The 21266-nt window shown below is 43.2% G+C and carries 17 protein-coding genes and 1 pseudogene; 14 read left to right on the top strand and 4 right to left on the bottom strand.

The window, feature by feature from the left end; all coding sequences use genetic code 11:
* Positions 1-206 precede the first annotated feature (206 nt).
* On the bottom strand, positions 207-1709 hold the full coding sequence (gene pdxR, locus F986_RS10405) for a MocR-like pyridoxine biosynthesis transcription factor PdxR (protein ID WP_004694777.1): 1503 nt from the start codon (positions 1707-1709) through the stop codon (positions 207-209).
* Between the two features lie 578 nt (positions 1710-2287).
* Between pdxR and gabT the strand changes: the two genes are divergently transcribed.
* From gabT to F986_RS10385, 4 genes and pseudogenes are all read left to right on the top strand, one after another.
* A complete protein-coding gene (gabT, locus tag F986_RS10400; RefSeq protein WP_004694776.1) occupies positions 2288-3550 on the top strand; it encodes a 4-aminobutyrate--2-oxoglutarate transaminase in 1263 nt (420 codons plus the stop codon).
* 16 nt (positions 3551-3566) lie between these two features.
* Entirely contained in the window at positions 3567-5015 is a 1449-nt protein-coding gene (locus tag F986_RS10395) for an NAD-dependent succinate-semialdehyde dehydrogenase (RefSeq protein ID WP_004694774.1), read from the top strand.
* 623 nt (positions 5016-5638) lie between these two features.
* Positions 5639-6600 (top strand): annotated as a pseudogene (locus tag F986_RS10390) (IS5 family transposase).
* A gap of 129 nt (positions 6601-6729) precedes the next feature.
* Positions 6730-7092 carry a hypothetical protein gene (locus F986_RS10385; RefSeq protein WP_004694767.1) on the top strand — a complete coding sequence of 121 codons (363 nt, stop codon included), beginning with the start codon at positions 6730-6732 and terminating at the stop codon, positions 7090-7092.
* Between the two features lie 25 nt (positions 7093-7117).
* Here F986_RS10385 and F986_RS17910 read toward each other — a convergent pair whose 3' ends face one another.
* Together F986_RS17910 and F986_RS10380 are read right to left on the bottom strand one after the other, a co-directional pair.
* Positions 7118-7336: a transposase gene (locus tag F986_RS17910; RefSeq protein ID WP_256732999.1), complete on the bottom strand. Its 219-nt coding sequence runs from the start codon at positions 7334-7336 to the stop codon at positions 7118-7120.
* A gap of 42 nt (positions 7337-7378) precedes the next feature.
* Complete coding sequence (locus tag F986_RS10380; protein WP_004694764.1) at positions 7379-7801, bottom strand: Lrp/AsnC family transcriptional regulator; 423 nt, start codon at positions 7799-7801, stop codon at positions 7379-7381.
* A 203-nt stretch (positions 7802-8004) separates the two neighbouring features.
* On the opposite strand from F986_RS10380, the gene F986_RS10375 reads away from it, so the two are divergent.
* The 8 genes from F986_RS10375 to alr all read left to right on the top strand — a co-directional run bounded on the left by F986_RS10375 (position 8005) and on the right by alr (position 18636).
* Positions 8005-9279, top strand: coding sequence for a Glu/Leu/Phe/Val family dehydrogenase (locus F986_RS10375; protein ID WP_171057595.1), 1275 nt, complete (start codon positions 8005-8007; stop codon positions 9277-9279).
* Positions 9280-9355: 76 nt separating this feature from the next.
* Entirely contained in the window at positions 9356-10573 is a 1218-nt protein-coding gene (locus F986_RS10370; protein WP_004694761.1) for an aspartate aminotransferase family protein, read from the top strand.
* A gap of 13 nt (positions 10574-10586) precedes the next feature.
* Complete coding sequence (gene astA, locus F986_RS10365; protein ID WP_004694759.1) at positions 10587-11618, top strand: arginine N-succinyltransferase; 1032 nt, start codon at positions 10587-10589, stop codon at positions 11616-11618.
* Positions 11618-13087: a succinylglutamate-semialdehyde dehydrogenase gene (astD, locus tag F986_RS10360; RefSeq protein WP_004694757.1), complete on the top strand. Its 1470-nt coding sequence runs from the start codon at positions 11618-11620 to the stop codon at positions 13085-13087. Before astA ends, astD begins: the two co-directional genes overlap by 1 nt.
* A gap of 23 nt (positions 13088-13110) precedes the next feature.
* Complete coding sequence (astB, locus tag F986_RS10355; RefSeq protein ID WP_004694755.1) at positions 13111-14451, top strand: N-succinylarginine dihydrolase; 1341 nt, start codon at positions 13111-13113, stop codon at positions 14449-14451.
* A gap of 21 nt (positions 14452-14472) precedes the next feature.
* Complete coding sequence (gene astE / locus F986_RS10350; RefSeq protein ID WP_004694752.1) at positions 14473-15450, top strand: succinylglutamate desuccinylase; 978 nt, start codon at positions 14473-14475, stop codon at positions 15448-15450.
* A gap of 403 nt (positions 15451-15853) precedes the next feature.
* The gene (locus tag F986_RS10345; protein ID WP_004694749.1) at positions 15854-17353 is read left to right on the top strand and encodes an amino acid permease; all 1500 of its coding nucleotides are present in this window, start codon (positions 15854-15856) and stop codon (positions 17351-17353) included.
* Between the two features lie 56 nt (positions 17354-17409).
* The gene (alr, locus tag F986_RS10340) at positions 17410-18636 is read left to right on the top strand and encodes an alanine racemase (RefSeq protein ID WP_004694746.1); all 1227 of its coding nucleotides are present in this window, start codon (positions 17410-17412) and stop codon (positions 18634-18636) included.
* Positions 18637-18715: 79 nt separating this feature from the next.
* On the opposite strand, the gene pcaU is transcribed toward alr, so the two are convergent.
* Positions 18716-19540: an IclR family transcriptional regulator PcaU gene (pcaU, locus tag F986_RS10335; RefSeq protein ID WP_004694744.1), complete on the bottom strand. Its 825-nt coding sequence runs from the start codon at positions 19538-19540 to the stop codon at positions 18716-18718.
* A gap of 279 nt (positions 19541-19819) precedes the next feature.
* Between pcaU and F986_RS10330 the strand changes: the two genes are divergently transcribed.
* Together F986_RS10330 and F986_RS10325 are read left to right on the top strand one after the other, a co-directional pair.
* Complete coding sequence (locus tag F986_RS10330) at positions 19820-20500, top strand: 3-oxoacid CoA-transferase subunit A (RefSeq protein WP_004694742.1); 681 nt, start codon at positions 19820-19822, stop codon at positions 20498-20500.
* 13 nt (positions 20501-20513) lie between these two features.
* On the top strand, positions 20514-21167 hold the full coding sequence (locus tag F986_RS10325; RefSeq protein ID WP_004694740.1) for a 3-oxoacid CoA-transferase subunit B: 654 nt from the start codon (positions 20514-20516) through the stop codon (positions 21165-21167).
* The last annotated feature ends 99 nt before the right edge of the window (positions 21168-21266 follow it).

Raw genomic sequence — 21266 nt, 5'->3', positions numbered from 1 at the left:
TTTTTTGTTCTCAGTAAACGAGAGCCATTTTTTAGCATTTGGAAGGAGCCAATTGCAGCTAAAATATGAAAAGCTGGGGAGCCAATGTTTACTCTCATCTCAATAATTTATAGAATGAAGCAGCAAAACTCAGCTTTGTAACTGCGTCTTTAGTCGTAAGTAGAATGGTTGTAAAAAAAACTTAAGTATCTAATTTATAAAAACAATCAACTCAACGTACGAACTCCTGAATTTCGCAGACATTTGAGTAACACACCAAAAGCCACCAATATTTCCTGTTCACGGACACAGGCAAAGCCTAATAGTAGTCCTTTCTGCCGTGTTGAATAATGCTTGGTATAGTACTGTGACAGCGCTCGAACTTTTACGCCTTGATCAAGTGCATTGCTGGCAATCAACACATCATCCATGTTGCTCGGCAGCTTTAAAATCAAATGTAAACCAGCAGCGGTATTGTATTCATGCAGGAAATCTGCCCCAAGATGACGTGTAATCAGATCGATTAAAAAGGCGTGACGCTTGCTATAGAGTAAACGCATACGACGAATATGTGCTTCATAATGGCCCTCACGGATGAACTCTGCCAAGACTTTTTGATCCAGTAAATGCCCGCCCCGATATAGTTCCGATGCCACAATACGCAGCGGTGAAAACAGCTTTTTAGGGACCACCAAATAACCAATGCGCAACGCAGGGTAGATAGTTTTACTGAAGGTTCCCATATAAATGACAGGTGCATCTGGCTCCAAACCTTGTAAAGAAGGGAAGGGCTGACCCGAAAAGCGGAACTCACTGTCATAGTCATCTTCCACAATCCAGCTTTTATGCTGGCGTGCGATGGCAATCAGTTGTTTACGACGCTCTAAACTTAAGTGAGAGCCTAAAGGGTATTGATGTGAAGGCGTCACAAAAATCAGTTTAGGTGGGGTTTTAGGGTCTAGGTCAGGAATAATGCCTTCTTGATCGACAGGCAAGGAGCGTAGATTTACGCCATTAATGCGTAAAATATTACGTGCCCCCCAATAAGCAGGATCTTCAATCCAAACTTCATCGCCAGGGTCACTTAAGGTCCGTGAAACCAAATCGATCGCCTGGTGTGTCCCTTCAGTAATAATGATTTGGTCTGCATCGCATTGCACCGAACGTGCAATTTTGAGGTATTCCGCCAGTTCTTGGCGCAGCTCTAAACAACCGCCCGCATTGCTATAAATGAGACTGTTGATTTCGGGTTCACGGCTGAGGCGGGTCTGAATACGGCTAAAAATATGGTGCGGAAATTCTGTGACATCGGGTGCACCGGGCACAAACGCGCCCCATTGGTAAGGCGATGCAGCTGAATAGCCGATGAGATAGGAACCGCGTTGCGACAAATTATAATTCTGCTGGGGCTTTTTTTCTTGAGTTTGGCTATTGGTATTTTCAGCTTTGACCAAAAAGGATTCAGGTAGTTTTTCAGCGACCCATGTGCCTTGGCCTGTACGTGCTTCAACATAACCTTGCGCTTGTAATTGTTCATATGCACTGAGCACGGTATTGCGTGAGACTTTAATTTCTTTGGCCAAATCACGTGATGCAGGTAGGCGAGTTTTGGGTGCGAGCACACTGTCAATAATGGCGTTGCGTAAGCAGCGAAACAACCGCAATTGTAGGGTTCCGTCAATATCTTGCTGTAATCGTTGCAGTAAATAATCTCCAAGCAAGCTACGCAATTGGCTCTCTCCTACAATATTAAAATGGCTTTTCGTGAGCGATTACCATAAATGCAAAATTATCTCGTCAGGCAGCCGTTGTAAAGCATTTCGCTTGTAGACGTTGGGAGCAAATGCCCGCGACTAAGGGGCTGGAAATATACACAAGTCGCATCCAAAGCAAAAGTTTTTTTAGATGATTTACATAATCGCGTACAACGGCTTGAAAATACAATTAGAAAAGCCTAAAGAAGGACATAAATGGTTTCTAGGTTAGCCTAGTCATTTGCTGAATTTTGGGCTTCTTTAGCATTTTGGGTGATTCGGTTGAATACCGTAATGGCCCTCTTGTATAAGTATGCCTTTTTTAAGTTTATATTTTTTAAGTTATTAATTTTTAATAAATAAATATTTTATCTGGAAAATGATTATAAAGGGGGAAGGTGAATTGGCTCCATCTGTCTGATGAAAAGTGGCTCTCGTCTAGTGCCAATAAAAGCGCAAAATGCAATAAACCCCACGTCCTTTGTATATCAGCAAAAAGCATGATCGGGACGCTGAAATTTTATAAATGTATGAATCAAGAATGAGGATACAAAATGGACAGTAAACACTCTGCACTGAACGCACGTAAACTAAAAGCGACTCCTCGTGGCGTTGGTGTCATGTGTCAATGGTATGCGGAGAAAGCAGAAAATTCCACCATTTGGGATGCTGAAGGGAATCAATATACTGACTTCGCAGGCGGTATTGCGGTACTGAACACAGGTCACCGTCATCCTAAAATTATTGCTGCTGTTACTGAACAATTAACTAAATTCACCCATACAGCGTACCAAGTTGTCCCGTACGAAATTTATGTTTCTTTGGCTGAACGTATTAATGCACGTGCGCCAATTGCAGGTGAAGCGAAAACAACATTCTTCTCTACTGGTGCTGAAGCTGTAGAAAATGCAGTGAAAATTGCACGTTCTTACACAGGTCGTCACGGTATTGTGACTTTTGGTAACGGTTTCCACGGTCGTTCATTTATGACCATGGCAATGACGGGTAAAACTGCACCGTACAAACGTGACTTTGGTGTGATGCCTGCAGGCGTTTTCCATGCACGCTACCCAGTAGAGTCAAAGGGCATTACTGTAGATATTGCAATTGAAAGCATTGAAGACATTTTTGCAGAAGATATTGCGGCACATGATGTAGCCGCTATTGTGCTTGAACCTGTTCAAGGTGAAGGCGGTTTCAACGTTGTTCCTGCTGAATTCTTAAAACGTTTACGTGCGCTGTGTGATCAACACGGTATTTTGATTATTGCAGATGAAGTACAGACAGGCTTTGCACGTACTGGTAAGTTATTTGCCATGGATCACTACGAGACCAAAGCCGATTTAATCACGATGGCGAAAAGTCTTGGTGGTGGTTTCCCAATCTCTGGTGTGGTTGGCCGTGCTGAAGTGATGGATGCACCAAACCCAGGTGGTCTAGGTGGGACTTATGCAGGTAACCCAGTGGCTGTAGCTTCTGCACATGCCGTACTGGACGTGATTGAAGAAGAAGGTCTTTGCGAACGTGCAAATGTATTGGGCGCAGAGTTGGTTGAAGTTCTGAATGAACTCAAACAGTCTTCGTCTACAGTCCAAGAAATTCGTGCGTTGGGTTCAATGGTCGCGATTGAGTTGGAAACGGCGGATCAAGCGAAAGCAATTCAAAACTATGCAATGCAAAATGGCTTGCTTATTTTGACCTGTGGTCGTTATGGTAATGTGATCCGCTTCTTATATCCTTTAACGATTCCTGCAGAACAATTCCGTGCTGGCTTAAACATTTTAAAACAAGGTTTTGCACTTTCTGCTGCAGCATAATTGAAGAGTAATGACTATGCTTCAAGCGCAATATAAAGATTTATTACAGCATCCAGATATCCGTTTTGATCAGCCTGAAAATGGCGGTTATATCGAAGTGAAAGATGCAGCAACACATGACACCTTGGCATGGGTGAAATCCCATGACCGCGCGTCAGTTGAGCAAGTGATTGCTCGTTCTCAAAAGGCACAAACTGCGTGGAAAGCACAAACAGCTCTACAACGCGCTGATGTGCTTTGGGCTTGGTTTGATTTGATGCAGGAAAATAAAGAGTCATTGGCTCAGATTTTGACTGCTGAACAAGGTAAGCCTTTAGCTGAAGCACGTGGTGAAATTGGCTATGCTGCTTCATTTATTCGTTGGTTTGCTGAACAAGCACGCCGTATCGATGGTGAAGTTTTAACACCAACACTGCCGAACCAGCGTTTGTTGGTGATCAAACAGGCGATTGGTGTTACGGCAGCAATTACGCCGTGGAACTTCCCCGCAGCAATGATCACACGTAAAGCAGCACCTGCCATTGCAGCAGGGTGTTCAATGATTGTGAAACCTGCTGAGCAAACGCCTTTAACAGCTTATGCTTTAGAAGTGTTAGCACTGCGTGCTGGTTTGCCACAAGACGTGTTATTACACATCAGTGGTGATTCAAGCGAAGTGGGTAAAACATTGTGTGAAAGCGACACGGTGAAAAAGTTGAGCTTCACCGGTTCAACTCAAGTCGGTCGTATCTTGATGCAACAATGTGCGCCAACCATCAAAAAACTGTCTTTAGAATTAGGCGGTAATGCACCTGTTTTGGTGTTTGATGATGCCAATCTTGAGCAAGCAGTACAAGGCATTATGGCCAGCAAGTTCCGCAATAGCGGACAGACCTGTGTATGTGCCAACCGTATTTATGTACAAGATGGTATTTACGATGCTTTGGTTGAAAAACTGGCAGTTGCTGTCGCGAACTTAAAAGTGGGTGATGGCCGAGTTGAGACTTCAACCCAAGGGCCGCTGATCGATGAAGCTGCGATTGAAAAAGTACAGTCGCATATTGCCGATGCCATCAGTAAAGGTGCGCAGGTTAAAACCGGTGGTCAACGCTCAAGCCTAGGTGGTACTTTCTTTGAACCGACACTTTTAACCGAAGTGACGCAAGAGATGAAAGTCGCGAAAGAAGAAACCTTTGGTCCATTGGCACCCTTGTTCCGTTTTAAAACGGAAGAAGAAGCGGTTCAAATGGCCAATGACACTGAGTTTGGTCTGGCAACTTACCTATTTACGCAAAACACGGCACGTCAGTGGCGTGTTGGTGAAGCGCTTGAATACGGTATGGTTGGCATCAACACGGGCGCGATTTCAAATGAAGTGGCACCCTTTGGTGGTGTGAAGCAGTCTGGCTTAGGTCGTGAAGGTTCTAAATTTGGTATCGATGAATATCTCGAAATGAAATATTTGTGCGTGGACTTATCTGTTTAAGATAACCCCGCAACCATCAGTTAAAGAATCAGCCTTGCCCATTCAAGGCTGATTTTTTATGGGCGTATTATTGGAGGAGGGGGATTCATTTTAGACTATTGTGTGATTCAAAAAATGGTTTGATCATGAGGATTGTAAATATAATGTATAATTAACCTGATAAAATTAAATTTCTGTTTTTAAATTATTGTTAAAGCATAACAAATATAGGAATAAAATATTAAAATAAATATAGGAAATGTAAAAAATATAAATAATTTTATTTTCATTCTTATATTTTTCAATAAAATACTCTTCAGTGAAGATGTTATCTCTAGCTTTATGTAATATAGATAGTTTATCCCACTCTCCACAGATAAATATTTAAAAAAACCTTCTTATCCAAATAATAACCTGGATTACATTTATCTAAATAATAACCTAGATTACATTTATCCAAATAATAACTGGATTACATTTATCTAAATATAACGAAAAATAAACTTTAAATTTTCTTCCGCTATCTAAATCATACAATATATAATTATTTTTCTTATAAAATGGGAACTCACCTCTTTTCATTCCAGAGCGGCTTTGTTGCACAAAGCTGTTCTTAAGGGCTTCTTCAGCAATATAATTTCCACATGAAGAAGCCTACACACAAAATCTACCGCACAACCAATTGGCCCGCATATAACCGAGCGCTCATTAATCGTGGGAATATTGCCATTTGGTTCGATCCAAAGACCCTGTGGTATGCACAATTACAAGGCAAGCATGGTCGAAATCAAACTTACTCTGACACCGCTATTCAATGCTGTTTAATGATCAAATCTTTATTCAGACTCTCTTTATGCATGGTCACAGGTTTTGTTCAAAGTCTGATTAACCTTTGCGGATTAAATTGGGCAGCACCAGATTACAGTACGCTTTATAGAAGACAAAAGCATATTGATATTCAAATTAGCTATGAGAAGAGTTGCAATGGACTGCCTTGCGCAATATATTGCTCATCGTCGATTCCGCGAGCTTGAAGATCTTAGGTGAAGGTGAATGGAAACGTAAGAAACATCAACCTGAATATCGTCGCCAATGGCGTAAACTACATATTGGGATAGATTCTAAAACCCTACAAATACGAGCAGTTCAGCTTACAACCAATAACGTGAGTGATTCGCAAGTCCTTGTGGATTTACTAGATCAAATTCCGTTGAATGAACACATTGATTCAGTCTATACAGATGGGGCTTATGATAAAAAACAATGCCGTCAGGTCATTGCAGATCGGCAAGTACATGCAGTGATTCCTCCTAGAAAAAATGCGAAGCCTTGGAAAGATACAAAGACCAGGTCGCTAGAGCGAAATGAATTACTACGAACAGTTAATCTTGCGAAGCAGTGCTTCTCAGGCAGGACACTATGGAAAAAATGGTCAGGCTATCATCGGCGAAGTTTGGTTGAAACTAAGATGCATTGCATCAAGTTATTAGGCGATAAACTCAGTGTAAGGAATTTTGACAGCCAAGTGAATGAGATCCATGCACGCGTAGCCGTATTAAATAAATTTACAGAATTAGGCAGACCTCATACACAAGTTGTAACCTAAATTTTAGTAACTTAGGAAAACTCTGCCTCACCATACTACTGTCAGCATTGTTACGTTAAGCTACAATAGTAATTTAACAAAGATAGGAGTTTAAGTCTTACTCCTATCTTTTATTCTAGAGACAAATATATGACTAGCAATCCTAAAATTGGACCACACGAAGAAATAGAACTTGAGTTAATGAAAGTAAATCAAAAAAAAATTGCATTATTTGATTTTTTTCCAGAAGAATTCAGAGAACCTTGTGATAATGGTGAGATAAATTTAATTTTTAGTAAGATTAAATCTAGACTGAAAGACTTAGAGATTGATGTATATATTTTTTATATACATAATGAAAAAGATAATGCTTATAGATTATTAGAATTAATTAATAAACAATTAAATATCACAAAAATAAATATAGATTTAGAACGAGAAATCGGGCATCTTTTAGGCTATAAAGAAAAAGATATTGATTTTTATATTGATAAAATTCAAAAAGCAAAATAGGTGAATTATGAACCTCTTTCATAAATCATTTTTTACTCAATTCTAGATTATAGATTCCAGCAATTAAATTGAATCTCAAACCTAGTCTTTTACCTCTATTTCGATAGCGTTCTGCAAGGATTTTGAACGTTTTTAGGCTGCCAAATACATGTTCAATCCCAATTCTTCTTTTGTTGATCTCTTGGTTGTAGAGTTTCAGTTCAGGATCTAATTTACAGTGTCTTTTCGCTTTTAAAGGAAGCAGGTTAGAGAGAAGTATAAATTTTCCAGATTGTCTTTATCGACTTTAAACTTTATAGGTTGACAGTAAAATGCTGGTTTCAGTATTGTAAATTCCTGAAATATTTCGAATTCGTTCTAAAATTCGGTCAAAGTTTTCTAAACTGTCAGACTTCAATTCTACCAACAGATCCCACTTACCATTGGTGCTATGCAAGGTATGCACGGCAGGGTCGATTCGGAGCTCTTTGACCACCGCACTGGTCTTGGTGCCTTCGACCATAATATTCATCCAAGCACGGATACTATTTTTCTCAGTCCCCGGTTTAATCCGCACTGTATAGCCTGTAATGACGCCACTGGTTTCCAAATATTCAATACGCTTTTGCACCGTATTTCGAGAGATACGGAGCTTGTTGGCAATCTCGGTAATCGAGATACGCGCATTGTCTTGCAGTAAGCCGAGGATTTGACTGTCCGCATCATTCATTTTGATTTTTCCTGTTATCAATTTGATGAAATTTATTTCATTTTAATCAAAATTACAACTTTTTCGGCGCAGTTTGATTTTTCATACTATGCATATTGAGCAGTATTCACATGAACGTTACATCGAGCTGAGGCGATGTGTTCTGCGGGTAATGTCTCATATCTATTTAATGGATTTGATTCACCAAATTTTCAAAGGGAAACATCATGTCTTTGTCATATGAAATGGACAATAGTGGCGCTTGGCAGACCTATCTTGCACAGATTAACCGTGTTGCGCCATATCTGGAAGACGACTTAATTCCATTCATCGATACTTTAAAGCGTCCAAAGCGCGCTTTGATTGTTGATGTACCAATCGTGATGGACGATGGTTCGATCCAGCACTTCGAAGGTTATCGTGTACAGCACAATTTGTCGCGTGGACCGGGTAAAGGTGGTATTCGTTATCATCCAGACGTAGAACTCAATGAAGTCATGGCACTCTCAGCGTGGATGACGATTAAAACTGCGGTATTGAACTTACCGTATGGCGGCGCTAAAGGTGGTGTTCGTGTAGACCCTCGCAAATTGTCTCCACGTGAACTTGAACGCTTAACTCGCCGTTTTACTAGCGAAATTAGCCTAGTGATTGGCCCACAAGTCGATATTCCTGCTCCAGATGTAGGCACCAATGCAGACATCATGGGTTGGATGATGGATACCTATTCAAGTATCAAAGGCCATACCGTAACAGGTGTTGTGACAGGTAAGCCTGTGCACTTGGGTGGCTCTTTAGGCCGTGTGCGTGCAACAGGTCGTGGCGTATTTGTGACTGGTTTAGAAGTTGCTAAGAAAATCAATCTTGCGCTTGAAGGCAGTCGTGTAGCGATCCAAGGTTTCGGTAACGTGGGTAGCGAAGCGGGTTACTTATTCCATAAAGCCAATGCGAAAGTGGTGTGTGTACAAGACCATACAGGCACGATCTTTAATGCTGAAGGTATGGACGTTAAGCAGCTACAAGACTACGTTGCGATTCATAAAGGTGTAGCTGGCTTCCCAGATGCGACTTTAATTGAAGACGAAGCGTTCTGGTCAGTTGAAATGGATATTTTAATTCCAGCGGCTTTAGAAGGTCAGATTACTGCTGAACGTGCGCAAAAATTGACTGCAAAATTAGTTTTGGAAGGTGCGAACGGTCCAACTTATCCAGACGCAGAAGACATTCTATTAGAACGTAAAATTACGATTGTACCTGACGTACTGTGTAACGCAGGCGGTGTAACCGTGAGTTACTTCGAATGGGTTCAAGACATGGCGAGCTACTTCTGGACAGAAGAAGAAATTAACCAACGTTTAGACAAACTCATGATGTCAGCAGTTGAAGACGTTTGGTTCACTGCAAGCGAAAAGCAGTGCAGCCTACGTACGGCAGCATATATCTTGGCGTGTAAACGTATCTTAAAAGCACGTAAAGAACGAGGAATTTTCCCAGGTTAGGGGAAGTTCCGTGCCCTTCGGGGCACACCATATTATTAGAAAGAACAACATCAGATTTATTAAGGACGAACAAACCATGAACCATAATACTCAACCCGCTCGCCAAGATTTTAATCAGTACATGGTGCCAGTTTTTGCACCCGCTCAGTTTATTCCTGTGCGTGGCGAAGGTTCTCGTTTATGGGATCAGCAAGGTAAGGAATATATCGATTTTGCAGGCGGTATTGCGGTCAATGCGCTTGGACATGCTCACCCTGTGGCGGTGAAAGCTTTGGTTGAACAAGGTCAAAAGCTTTGGCACATTGGCAATGGTTATACCAATGAACCCGTACTTGCGCTTGCAAAACAATTAGTTGATAACACCTTTGCAGATAAAGTGTTCTTCTGTAACTCTGGTGCAGAAGCCAATGAAGCGGCTTTGAAACTTGCGCGCAAAGTGGGCCTACTTTCAGGCTCTGCACGCAAAAATAAAATTATTGCATTTAAAAATGCTTTCCACGGTCGTACTTTATTTACGGTTACGGCAGGTGGCCAACCGAAATATTCACAAGATTTTGCACCACTTCCAGAAGGTATTCACCACTTACCATTCAATGATTTAGACGCAGTACGTGAAGCGATTGATGCAGACACGTGTGCGGTGATTGTTGAGCCGATTCAAGGTGAAGGTGGTGTAATTACGGCAAGTCCTGAGTTTTTAAAAGGCTTACGTGAACTGTGTGACCAACATGGTGCGGTACTGATTTTTGATGAAGTGCAAACAGGTGTCGGTCGTACAGGTGCTTTATATGCGTATATGAATACGGATGTGACCCCAGACATTTTAACCACAGCCAAAGCACTCGGCGGCGGTTTCCCAATTGGTGCCATGATCACAACAGATAAGTTTGCCAACGTGTTTGTGGTGGGTGACCATGGTACGACTTATGGTGGTAACCCATTGGCGTCTGCTGTAGCCAATGCCGTATTTGGTTTGATCAATACCCCAGAAGTGTTGAATGGTGTACGTACACGTGCGCAAATTTTTGCCGACGGTTTAAACCAGTTAAATGCACGTTATGGCCTATTTGAAGAAGTCCGTGGTCAAGGTTTATTAATCGGCTGTGTACTGAAAGCTGAATATGCAGGCAAAGCCAAAGACATCGTGACTTTAGCGGGCGAAGAAGGCTTATTGGCGCTGGTTGCAGGTCCAAATGTCGTTCGTTTCACGCCATCATTAATTATTCCAGAAGCAGATATCGAAGCAGGTTTACAACGCTTTGAACGTGCGCTCGCGCGCTTTGTTGGCGCGTGATAGGCCACTGGTTATGATGATTGTTAGACATGCAGAGCATCGAGATTTAGATGATATCTACATTCTGGCGGGGAAGTCTGGCATTGGCCTGACTTCTTTACCCCAAAATAAAGAGATCTTATCGGCTCGTATTGCACGCACGCAAAAGACTTTAGCGGGTCAAGCAACACCAAGTGAGCAGGGTTATTTATTTGTCCTAGAAGACACCTTGTTACAACGTGTGGTTGGCGTCAGTGCAATTGAAGTTTCAGTGGGTTTAACTGAGCCTTTCTATAACTACCATGTGGGCAAACAAGTCCGTGCCTCACAAACTCTGAATGTTTATAAAACCTTAAATACGCTGTTTTTAAGCAATGACCATACTGGTTGTAGCGAACTCTGCACGCTGTTTTTAGATCCAGCGTACCGCAAAGACCAAAATGGAAAACTTCTGTCGAAGATTCGTTTTCTGTTTATTGCTGCTTTTAAACAGGCTTTTCAAAATAAGCTGATTGCAGAAATGCGTGGTTATTCGGATGAAAATGGCCGTTCGCCATTTTGGGATGCCTTAGGCCATCACTTTTTCAATATGGACTTCTCGACTGCGGATTACCTCAGTGGTATTGGACAAAAAGTCTTTATTGCGGAGTTGATGCCACGTTTTCCTGTGTATATCGACTTACTGCCGATGGCCGCACAACAAGTGATTGCACAGGTACATCCTCAGACCGTTCCTGCCTCTCGTGTGTTGGAGTCGGAAGGGCTGTGTTACCAAGGTTATGTCGATATTTTTGATGCAGGCCCGACGCTTGAAGCGGAAGTCAGTAGCCTGCGTGCAGTCAAAGAAAGTCGCACTTATGCCGTCAAAATTGTCGATAGCGTACCAGAAGGTGCAGGGCGTTATTTGGTGGCGAATGATCGCTATCAAGACTATCGCGCGATTTTAATTCAGCATGCGGCTGAGACAGACAGTTTAAGTTTAACGGTAGAACAAGCGCATGCCCTTGGTGTGCAAGCAGGGCAAAGCATTCGTATGTTGCCTTTAGATAAGATGGAGCAAAAATAATGTCACAAGGGAATTTATATATAAACGGGACATGGTCTCCAGCGCAAGGTACAGCATGGGACAAACTTGATCCTGTCACACAAGAAACAATTTGGCACGGTGCGGAAGCGACTGCTGAGCAAGTTGAACAGGCTTGTCAGTCTGCTCGTACTGCATTTGCCGCTTGGGCACGCCGTCCTTTAGCTGAGCGCCTTGAAATTATTCAACGATTTGCCAGCTTGTTAGAACAAAACAAACAACAGCTTGCAACGATTATTAGTCGTGAAACCAGTAAGCCGATTTGGGAAACATTGACTGAAGTCCAGTCAATGATTGGCAAAGTGGCGATTTCAGTACGTGCTTATCACGAACGTACAGGTGAAAGTCTGACGGAAATGCCAGATGGTGCTGCATCTTTACGTCACCGTCCGCATGGTGTGTTGGCTGTATTTGGCCCATATAACTTCCCAGGTCACTTGCCAAATGGTCACATTGTCCCTGCCCTGATTGCGGGCAATACCATTGTTTTTAAACCAAGTGAACTTACGCCGTGGACAGCAGAAGAAACCGTGAAGTTGTGGCAAGAAGCAGGCTTACCAGCAGGCGTATTGAACTTGGTACAAGGTGGTCGTAGCACAGGTGAGGCACTTGCGCAGTCGCATGAAATTGATGGCTTGTTGTTCACAGGCAGTGCCAATACGGGTTACCACCTGCATAAACAATTGGCTGGTGCTCCAGAAAAAATTCTTGCTCTAGAAATGGGCGGTAACAACGCATTAATTATCGATGAAATTACAGATATTGATGCGGTCGTGAACTTAACCGTCCAATCTGCCTTTATTTCAGCGGGTCAGCGCTGTACTTGTGCACGTCGTTTAATCATTAAAAATGGTGCTGTAGGTGATGCTTTCATTCAACGTTTGGTTGAAGTCAGCCGTAACTTGGTCGTGGGTCAGTGGGATGCTCAGCCACAACCGTTTATGGGTGGTGTGATTTCATTACATGCTGCACAGCAAATTTTACAAGCACAACAACGCTTGATCGATTTAGGGGCTCAAGTTCTGCTCCCCGTGACTCAAGCGGATGCCAACAGCAGCTTGTTAAGTCCGGGTCTTTTAGACGTGACCCATGTCAGCGATGTGCCAGATGAAGAATATTTTGGCCCACTCAGCTGTATCTATCGTTATGACCATTTCGATGAGGCTTTGGCACTAGCGAATGCCACTCGATTCGGTTTGTCGGTGGGTCTAGTTTCACCTGACCGTGAGCTGTTTGATCGTTTATTGATTGAAGCGAGTGCAGGTATTGTGAACTGGAACAAACCATTAACAGGCGCTTCAAGTGCCGCGCCATTTGGTGGTGTTGGTGCATCAGGAAACCATCGTGCCAGTGCCTTCTATGCCGCAGATTACTGCGCATGGCCAATGGCATCATTGGAAAGTCAGCAGGTAAGCCTACCTGAAAAATTATCGCCAGGCATTGTGCTGTAAGTCGACAAAAAGGGAGTTTAGAAATGTCAGGCTATGAAATTAATTTTGATGGTTTAGTCGGTCCAACGCATCACTATGCGGGATTGTCATTCGGAAACGAGGCATCCACCAAAAACCAAAATAATCTTTCCAACCCGAAGTTGGCTGCCAAGCAAGGTCTGTTAAAGATGAAAGCTTTGGCTGACATGGGCTTAAAGCAGGGTGTATTTGCACCGCAAGAACGTCCACATGTCCCGACTTTGCGTAAATTGGGTTTTCGTGGGGATGATCACAGCGTAATTGAACAAGCGATGCGAACTTCACCTGCATTGTTGTCAGCGTTGAGTTCTGCATCGTGTATGTGGACTGCCAATGCGGCAACCGTTTCACCTTCGGCAGACAGTGCAGATGGTCGTGTGCATTTTACTGCGGCAAATTTGAATAACAAATTCCACCGTTCAATTGAGCATGACACTACGTCACGCGTGATGGCAGCGATGTTTAAGGATGAGCGTCACTTCGCCCATCATGAAGCGCTGCCACCTGTGGCATTGTTTGGGGATGAAGGCGCGGCAAACCATAACCGTTTAGGCGGTGCTTATGATCAAGCCAGCGTGCAAGTGTTTGTCTATGGTCAGCAGTTCCTCGGTGGTGGTATCGGTCCGAAACACTATCCTGCACGCCAGTCGCGTGAGGCGAGTGAAGCAGTCGCACGTTTACACCAACTCAAAGCGGAACAAACGGTATTTGTCCAGCAGCATCCCGATGTGATTGACCAAGGGGTCTTCCACAACGACGTGATTGCGGTGAGTAACCAAAACGTCCTATTCCACCATCAGCATGCATTTTTGAACCAATCGGAAGCGTTGGCAGAAATTCGCGAAAAAATGGCGCGCTTGGGTCAAGAATTCGTGTCCATTGAAGTGCCTGATCAGCGTGTATCTGTGAAAGATGCGGTCAATACTTATTTGTTCAATAGCCAATTGCTCACGCGTGCCGATGGCGGGATGAGCATTGTGGTGCCTGAAGAGTCACGTCAAAACCCAGCAGTGTGGGGTTATTTAAACGACATGATTCAAATGGGTACGCCGATTGATGACATCAAAGTCTTCGACCTACGTGAAAGTATGCGCAATGGCGGTGGCCCTGCATGTTTACGTTTACGTGTCGCGGTGAATGAAGCAGAACTGAATGCGATCAATCCAAACCTGTTCATGAATGATGCCTTGTTTACCCGTTTAAATACGTGGGTGGATCAGTACTATCGCGATCAGTTGGCGCAGCAAGATTTGGCTGATCCGCAATTACTGATTGAAAGCCGTACTGCGTTAGATGAACTGACGCAAATTTTGAACTTAGGTTCGGTGTATCACTTCCAACGTTAAGCAATCGTGCAGGGAAAGCAGATGATAGATTTTCTAGGTGATGTTTTAGCACAACGTGTCCCGACTTTAGCGCATGGCGTACAGCATGATTTTCGTTGGGAATGGTTGGCTGAAGGGGTGCTATCTTCTACGCCGAAACAGGCTTATGAAAAAGCGGTCGTGCTTTCCGCGGGTGTGCATGGCAATGAAACTGCGCCAATCGAGTTGTTGGCGCAGTTGAGTCAAGATTTGTTTGCAGGGGCATTAGAGCTCAAGGTTAAGTTATTACTGATTTTAGGTAACCCTATCGCGATTCGCACAGGGCAACGTTATGTTGAAAATGATATGAACCGCATGTTCTGCGGGGCTTATCAACAATTTACCGATACAGTTGAAGCGCAGCGGGTGGCGGTCTTAGAACAGATCGTCACCGCTTTTTTTAATGATAGTCCAGCTCAAGTGCGACGCTATCATTACGATTTGCACACTGCGATTCGCCCATCTTTGTTGCCGACTTTTGCCTTATTTCCTTATCAAACCCATGACTATGATGCGGTGATGCTGGACAGCCTAAAAGCTGCGGAATTGGATGCCTTGGTGTATCACAATGCAGTAGGTCGTACCTTTACGCACTTTAGCAGCTCTCAGTTTCAAGCAGCCAGTTCGACGCTTGAACTTGGTCATGCCAAACCCTTTGGCCAAAATGATTTGGCAGCTTTCGCCGCGATTAATCATGTGCTTCGCGCCGTGGTGAGTGAACAGTCCTTACCTATCCGTCAAAAACAAGCAATTCAAACTTTTCGAGTCGTTGATTCGATCATCAAAACTGAAGATGACTTCCAGCTTAATTTGGCAGATTCTGCGCCTAATTTTTCCGTGTTCGAAACCGATGCCGTGATTGCTCTGCAACAGGGCAAACCGTATGTGACTGCACCTGAGCAGGTTCGAATTTTATTTCCGAATACTCAAGTGAAAAAGGGATTAAGAGCAGGGCTGATATTAACTGAGGTTCATCCTTGATGATTTCAGTCAATTTATTAAATGTGATGATGGTGGTTTATCGAACTTAAGTCGTTAAATTAATTTTCAATGGAATTGAATATATGGATATTGAGAAAAATATTAATTCAATATTTTCATCTGTCGATCATAAGCGTACTTATAATCGATGGATGATTTTGCGTTGTGTTTTTATTAAGTTACTGTTTTTTAATATTAAATAATTAAATTAGGCATGGGTTTTGCAGCCTGTGTGAGTGTTATTTTGCCGCCATAAAGAGATGAATAGTGTGGTGCTGAATAATAAAAATTAATGTTATTGAAAAATAATATGTAGCTTAAATTTGGACTGAGATGAAATAAGGAATTATCTAAATCTGAGTCCCATATTTACACCCATTGGGTTGTAAATTGGAGTAAAAACATGATGAATGGAAAACAGACCCATCAACAAAAAGAGCCTTTAGACGGTGATTTACTGGGTGGACATCATTACGAGTCAGTTGAGGAAGAACAACTGCAACGCTCACTGACCAATCGTCATATTCAGATGATTGCGATTGGTGGTGCCATTGGTACAGGTCTTTTTATGGGGTCGGGCAAGACACTCGCTGTGTCGGGTACTTCGATCATCTTAACTTACCTCATTATTGGCTTCTTCTTCTTCTTCGTCATGCGTGCGATGGGGGAACTACTGCTTTCTAATACCAATTACAAATCTTTTGCAGACTTTGCAACTGCTTATTTGGGACCGTGGGCAGGGTTCTTTTTAGGCTGGTCGTACTGGCTCAGTTGGATTGTCACCGCAATTGCAGATGTGATTGTGATTGGAGGTTATGCACAGTTTTGGTATCCCGATCTCCCCGCATGGATACCCGCCTTCACCTCCATTGCCATTTTGACTTTATTGAACTTTGTTGCAGTAAAACTGTTTGGTGAAGTGGAGTTCTGGTTTGCTTTAATTAAAATTATCGCGATCATTATGTTCCTCTTGATCGGTATTTATCTGATTACGATTGGTTTTGTCTCTCCAGATGGTGTGAAAGCATCTTTAGCCCATGTGGTCGAGAAAGAGTCACTGTTCCCTTATGGTCTAACGGGCTTCTTGGCCGGTTTTCAAATCGCAGTATTTGCTTTTGTCGGTATTGAATTGGTGGGAACCACAGCAGCAGAAACTAAAGATCCGCATCATGCTTTACCACGCGCGATTAACTCAATTCCATTACGTATTTTATTGTTCTATATCGGTGCTTTGGTTTGTATTATCGCAGTCACTTCTTGGTCGCAGATTTCTCCAGACAAAAGTCCATTTGTTGAAATGTTTACGTTGATTGGCTTGCCCGCAGCAGCCAGTATTGTCAACTTTGTCGTGGCTACTTCTGCGATGTCTTCCGCGAACAGTGGTGTGTTTGCCACCAGTCGTATGTTGTTCGGTTTAGCGGTAGAAAAAGATGCACCGAAAAGTTTTGCTCGACTGTCGAAAAGCAAAGTGCCAGTACTGAGCTTAATGTTCTCGATGTTCTGTGTGGTGGTGGGTACTTCAATTTTGTTCATTGTGCCTGATGTCATGACGGCATTTATCATCATTTCAGCCTTCACCTCGATTTTGTGTATTTTCACCTTTGCCATGATTATTTTGTCGTACTTGGCTTATCGCAAAAAAGCGCCTGAACTGCATGAACAGTCGGCGTATAAAATGCCGGGTGGACGTTTTATGGCATGGTTTACCTTATTGTTCTTAATCTTTGTGGTGGCGATTTTGGCGCTCGATCATGACACCATGATTTCTTTGGCGTTCTCTCCACTTTGGTTTATTGGACTGGGTATTGCTTATTACTATAAAACGAAAAAATATGCTGAGCGTAACTGGATTTTGACCCATGGTCGCCGCATTGAACAGGATGAAATGCCAGAAAATAATTAAGGAGCAGAGGGGGAATATTCCCCCTTTATTTTTATCGCAAAACAGAGGGATTTATTTTGAAAAAAGCAACACTTTGGGCATGCATGTTGGGTGCAGGATTACTACATATACAGAGCAGTTTTGCCGCACCGTTATTGACGCCACATCTTTCAGCGACACAAGTGGCAGCACCACAGGCCAATGCATGGGTCGAAATTAATGTGCAGACCTTTGAGCAGAATATTCAGACCTTACAACAGCAGCTACAGGACAAAAGCCAGATTTGTGCGGTTATGAAAGCCGATGCTTATGGTCACGGGATTGAACTGTTGATGCCGAGTATTATTAAGCTCAATGTGCCCTGTGTTGGCATTACCAGTAATGCTGAAGCCGCGATGGTGCGCAAGTCTGGTTATCAGGGAAGGCTGTTAAGACTACGTGCTGCGACTGACCAAGAAATCCAAAATGCTGCTTCCTTAAACATGGAAGAGTTGTTGGGGAACTATGAACAAGCACAGCGCCTGTCAGAATGGGCAAAACAACAAGGTTTAACCCTTGCGTATCATTTGGGTTTAAATGCAGGGGGGATGGATCGAAACGGTTTAGAGCTGAACAGTGCACTAGGTAAACAGCAAGCGCTACGCATGACCAAACTGCCAAATTTAAAGCTGGTGGGCATCATGACGCATTATGCTGTGGAAGATGAACAATATGTGCGTGAACGTTTGGCTGTCTTTAACCAGCAAACGGATTGGATAATTAAAAAAGCCAAATTAAAGCGAGAAGCACTGACTTTACATACCGCAAATTCTTTTGCGACCTTGACGGTTCCAGAGTCACACCTAGATATGGTACGTGCAGGCGGTGTGATTTATGGTGACAGCCTTCCAGATCGAGTTGAATATAAAAAGCTGATGACCTTTAAAACTCAAGTGGCAACAGTCAATGCCTATTTGAAAGGCACAACAGTTGGCTATGACCAAACGTATACTTTGAAGCGTGATTCACTATTGGCGAACTTACCACTTGGTTATTCAGATGGTTATCGACGGGCGTTTAGTAATAAAGCCTATGTATTGATTCGAGGGCATAAAGTGCCTGTAGTCGGGCGCACCTCCATGAATACTACTATGGTGGATGTCACTGATTTTCCAGATATTCGTGCCAATGATGAAGTGGTCTTGTTTGGCGAACAAGGGGGTGCAACAGTGAAGCAAAGTGATTTGGAAGAATACAATGGCGCTTTGCTGGCAGATGTATACATCATGTGGGGTAACTCTAATCCAAAAGTTGTGGTGAAATAATATTTTCAACAGAAAATGCTGTACGTGCTGAAGTGTGTACAGCATGAAATTAAATAAAGTTATGCCGAAGGTGGAACAGTTAAAGAATATTACGTAGTTCGCGTGCGGTTTCTTGTAGTAATGGCAGTATGTGTTGAATTAAATACTCTTTGGTTGTGCGCATGGTAGGGGAAACAATATTTAAGGCTGCAACCACTTTTAACTGTTGCCCATAAATCGGAACCGCAAGGGCATGTACGCCCAATTCATGTTCCTCGCATGAATAACACCAACCTTGCTCTCGAATTTCATGCAATAAGGCCAGAAACGTTTCATTGTTGGTATGGGTATATTTGGTTAGGCGTTGTAGCGGATACTGATTCAGCCATTCACACTGTTCCTGATCATCTAGATAGGCCAGTAAAATTTTGCCTGCCGATGTCGCATGTGCAGGTAAACGATTTCCCAAATGCAGGCCATAAGGATTGACACGATCCGTTTGCTGGTGCGCGGCACTGCGTGCAATGGTAATGGCTTCATAGCCATCTAGAACCATAACGGAAAAAATGAGTGAGGTTTGATTGGTGAGCAAGTTTAGCAAAGGCTGAGAAATTTTGGGAAGATGTGCTCCACCCAAGTAAGACCCTGAAAATTTAAGAATTTTAGGGGTTAAATAAAAATAATGACCATCAGATTCTAAATAGCCTAAATATTCAAGGGTGAGTAAATGGCGTCGTGCCGCGGCACGGGTCATGCCTGTGCGTTCTGCTGCCATAGTGATATTTAAACGATGTCGGTCAGTACCAAAGCTGTCGAGAATAGCCATGCCTTTACTAATACCTGCGACAAAATCTTCATGTCGAATGGTTTTTTTATTGTCTTTGTGTTGAAGACACTTTTCTCTTGTCTCGGTTGTTTCTTCCATCGTGTTCCCTTTATCCATTTTTATTTCTTCATTATTTTTACTATAACGTGAAATCAGAGTGAAATAATCAGGTTTTGTTCGATATATAGGTATTTTGTTCGATGATCGAACAAAACCTATGATCACTATCTATCCCAAAGCGGAGAAATTATAAAAAATGAACAGATAAGGAAATCGAACTGAAAAACTAGGGAATGTGGTTTTAGCTGAATCATCCTCCAGTATAAGTTAGTTTTCCGCGCCTTTTCAAATTTGCATGATGCACAATGGAGTTATCTAATGATAGATAAAAGCGCGGCATCCCTCGCGGAAGTGCTCTCCCAAATCACCGACGGCTCAACCATCATGATTGGTGGTTTTGGCACCGCAGGACAACCTGCTGAACTGATCGATGGCTTAATTCAACTCGGCATTAAAGACCTTACCATCGTCAGCAACAATGCTGGTAATGGCGACTATGGTTTAGCCAAGCTACTCAAAGCGGGTGCCGTGAAAAAAGTCATCTGTTCGTTCCCGCGTCAGTCCGACTCTTGGGTCTTCGATGAACTCTATCGTGCAGGCAAAATCGAATTGGAACTGGTGCCGCAAGGCAATTTGGCCTGTCGTATTCAAGCCGCAGGCATGGGACTTGGTGCAGTCTTCACCCCTACAGGCTACGGTACCTTATTGGCCGAAGGCAAAGAAACCCGTCACATCGACGGTAAAGATTATGTACTGGAATATCCAATCAAAGCCGACTTTGCTTTGATTAAAGCGCAGCAAGGCGACCGTTGGGGGAATTTGGTCTACCGCAAATCGGCACGTAACTTCGGCCCGATTATGGCTATGGCGGCCGGTGTAACCATTGCACAAGTGTCTGAAGTGGTAGAACTGGGTGAATTAGACCCTGAACACATCATCACCGCAGGTATTTTTGTTCAACACGTGGTGCAGGTCCAACCTGAACCTGTTGCTGTGTAATCGGGAGAACATCATGAGCTATCAAAAACTCAGCCGCAATCAGATTGCGGAACGTGTGGCACAAGATATTCCAGATGGCGCTTATGTGAATCTTGGGATTGGCTTACCGACCAAAATTGCCAGTTACCTACCAAGTGACAAAGACGTGTTCTTACATTCTGAAAATGGCTTATTGGCTTTTGGTCCACCACCTGAAAAAGGTCAAGAAGACCCAGAACTGATCAACGCGGGTAAAGAATATGTGACCATGCTGCAAGGTGGTAGCTTTTTCCATCACGGGGATTCTTTTGCCATGATGCGTGGTGGTCACTTAGATATTGCCGTTCTGGGTGCCTTCCAAGTGGCAGCCAATGGTGACTTGGCCAATTGGCATACCGGTGCACCTGATGCGATTCCTGCGGTCGGCGGTGCAATGGACTTAGCCGTCGGTGCCAAGAAAGTCTTTATCACCACTGACCATGTGACCAAACAAGGTGAACCAAAGATCGTAGCTGAACTGACTTACCCTGCGACAGGTTTGAAATGTGTCGATCGTATTTATACCGACTTGTGTGTGATTGATGTCACCACTGAAGGTTTAAAAGTGATTGAGAAAGTCGACGGTCTAAGCTTTGCAGAATTGCAGGCAATGACGGGTGCAACTTTAGTGGATGCGACTCAAGGATAATAAATCTCCCCTAACCCCTCTTTTCAAAGAGGGCAACTTCTCCCTTTATCAAAGGGACTTGCGGAACGTTGTTCCTCAGGAGGGATTTTAGATAAAGGA

Origin of the sequence: Acinetobacter johnsonii CIP 64.6 (assembly GCF_000368045.1) — a bacterium.
Classification (GTDB): domain Bacteria; phylum Pseudomonadota; class Gammaproteobacteria; order Pseudomonadales; family Moraxellaceae; genus Acinetobacter; species Acinetobacter johnsonii.
This window is presented reverse-complemented; position numbering and strand designations above follow the sequence as displayed.

What these genes read in the sequence shown, in the direction of transcription:
- gabT (WP_004694776.1), top strand. Translation starts at nt 2,288, where the DNA reads ATGGACAGTAAACACTCTGCACTGAACGCACGTAAACTAAAAGCGACT.
- F986_RS10395 (WP_004694774.1), top strand. Translation starts at nt 3,567, where the DNA reads ATGCTTCAAGCGCAATATAAAGATTTATTACAGCATCCAGATATCCGT.
- F986_RS10385 (WP_004694767.1), top strand. Translation starts at nt 6,730, where the DNA reads ATGACTAGCAATCCTAAAATTGGACCACACGAAGAAATAGAACTTGAG.
- F986_RS10380 (WP_004694764.1), bottom strand. Translation starts at nt 7,801, where the DNA reads ATGAATGATGCGGACAGTCAAATCCTCGGCTTACTGCAAGACAATGCG.
- F986_RS10370 (WP_004694761.1), top strand. Translation starts at nt 9,356, where the DNA reads ATGAACCATAATACTCAACCCGCTCGCCAAGATTTTAATCAGTACATG.
- astA (WP_004694759.1), top strand. Translation starts at nt 10,587, where the DNA reads ATGATGATTGTTAGACATGCAGAGCATCGAGATTTAGATGATATCTAC.
- astD (WP_004694757.1), top strand. Translation starts at nt 11,618, where the DNA reads ATGTCACAAGGGAATTTATATATAAACGGGACATGGTCTCCAGCGCAA.
- astB (WP_004694755.1), top strand. Translation starts at nt 13,111, where the DNA reads ATGTCAGGCTATGAAATTAATTTTGATGGTTTAGTCGGTCCAACGCAT.
- astE (WP_004694752.1), top strand. Translation starts at nt 14,473, where the DNA reads ATGATAGATTTTCTAGGTGATGTTTTAGCACAACGTGTCCCGACTTTA.
- F986_RS10345 (WP_004694749.1), top strand. Translation starts at nt 15,854, where the DNA reads ATGATGAATGGAAAACAGACCCATCAACAAAAAGAGCCTTTAGACGGT.
- pcaU (WP_004694744.1), bottom strand. Translation starts at nt 19,540, where the DNA reads ATGGAAGAAACAACCGAGACAAGAGAAAAGTGTCTTCAACACAAAGAC.
- F986_RS10330 (WP_004694742.1), top strand. Translation starts at nt 19,820, where the DNA reads ATGATAGATAAAAGCGCGGCATCCCTCGCGGAAGTGCTCTCCCAAATC.
- F986_RS10325 (WP_004694740.1), top strand. Translation starts at nt 20,514, where the DNA reads ATGAGCTATCAAAAACTCAGCCGCAATCAGATTGCGGAACGTGTGGCA.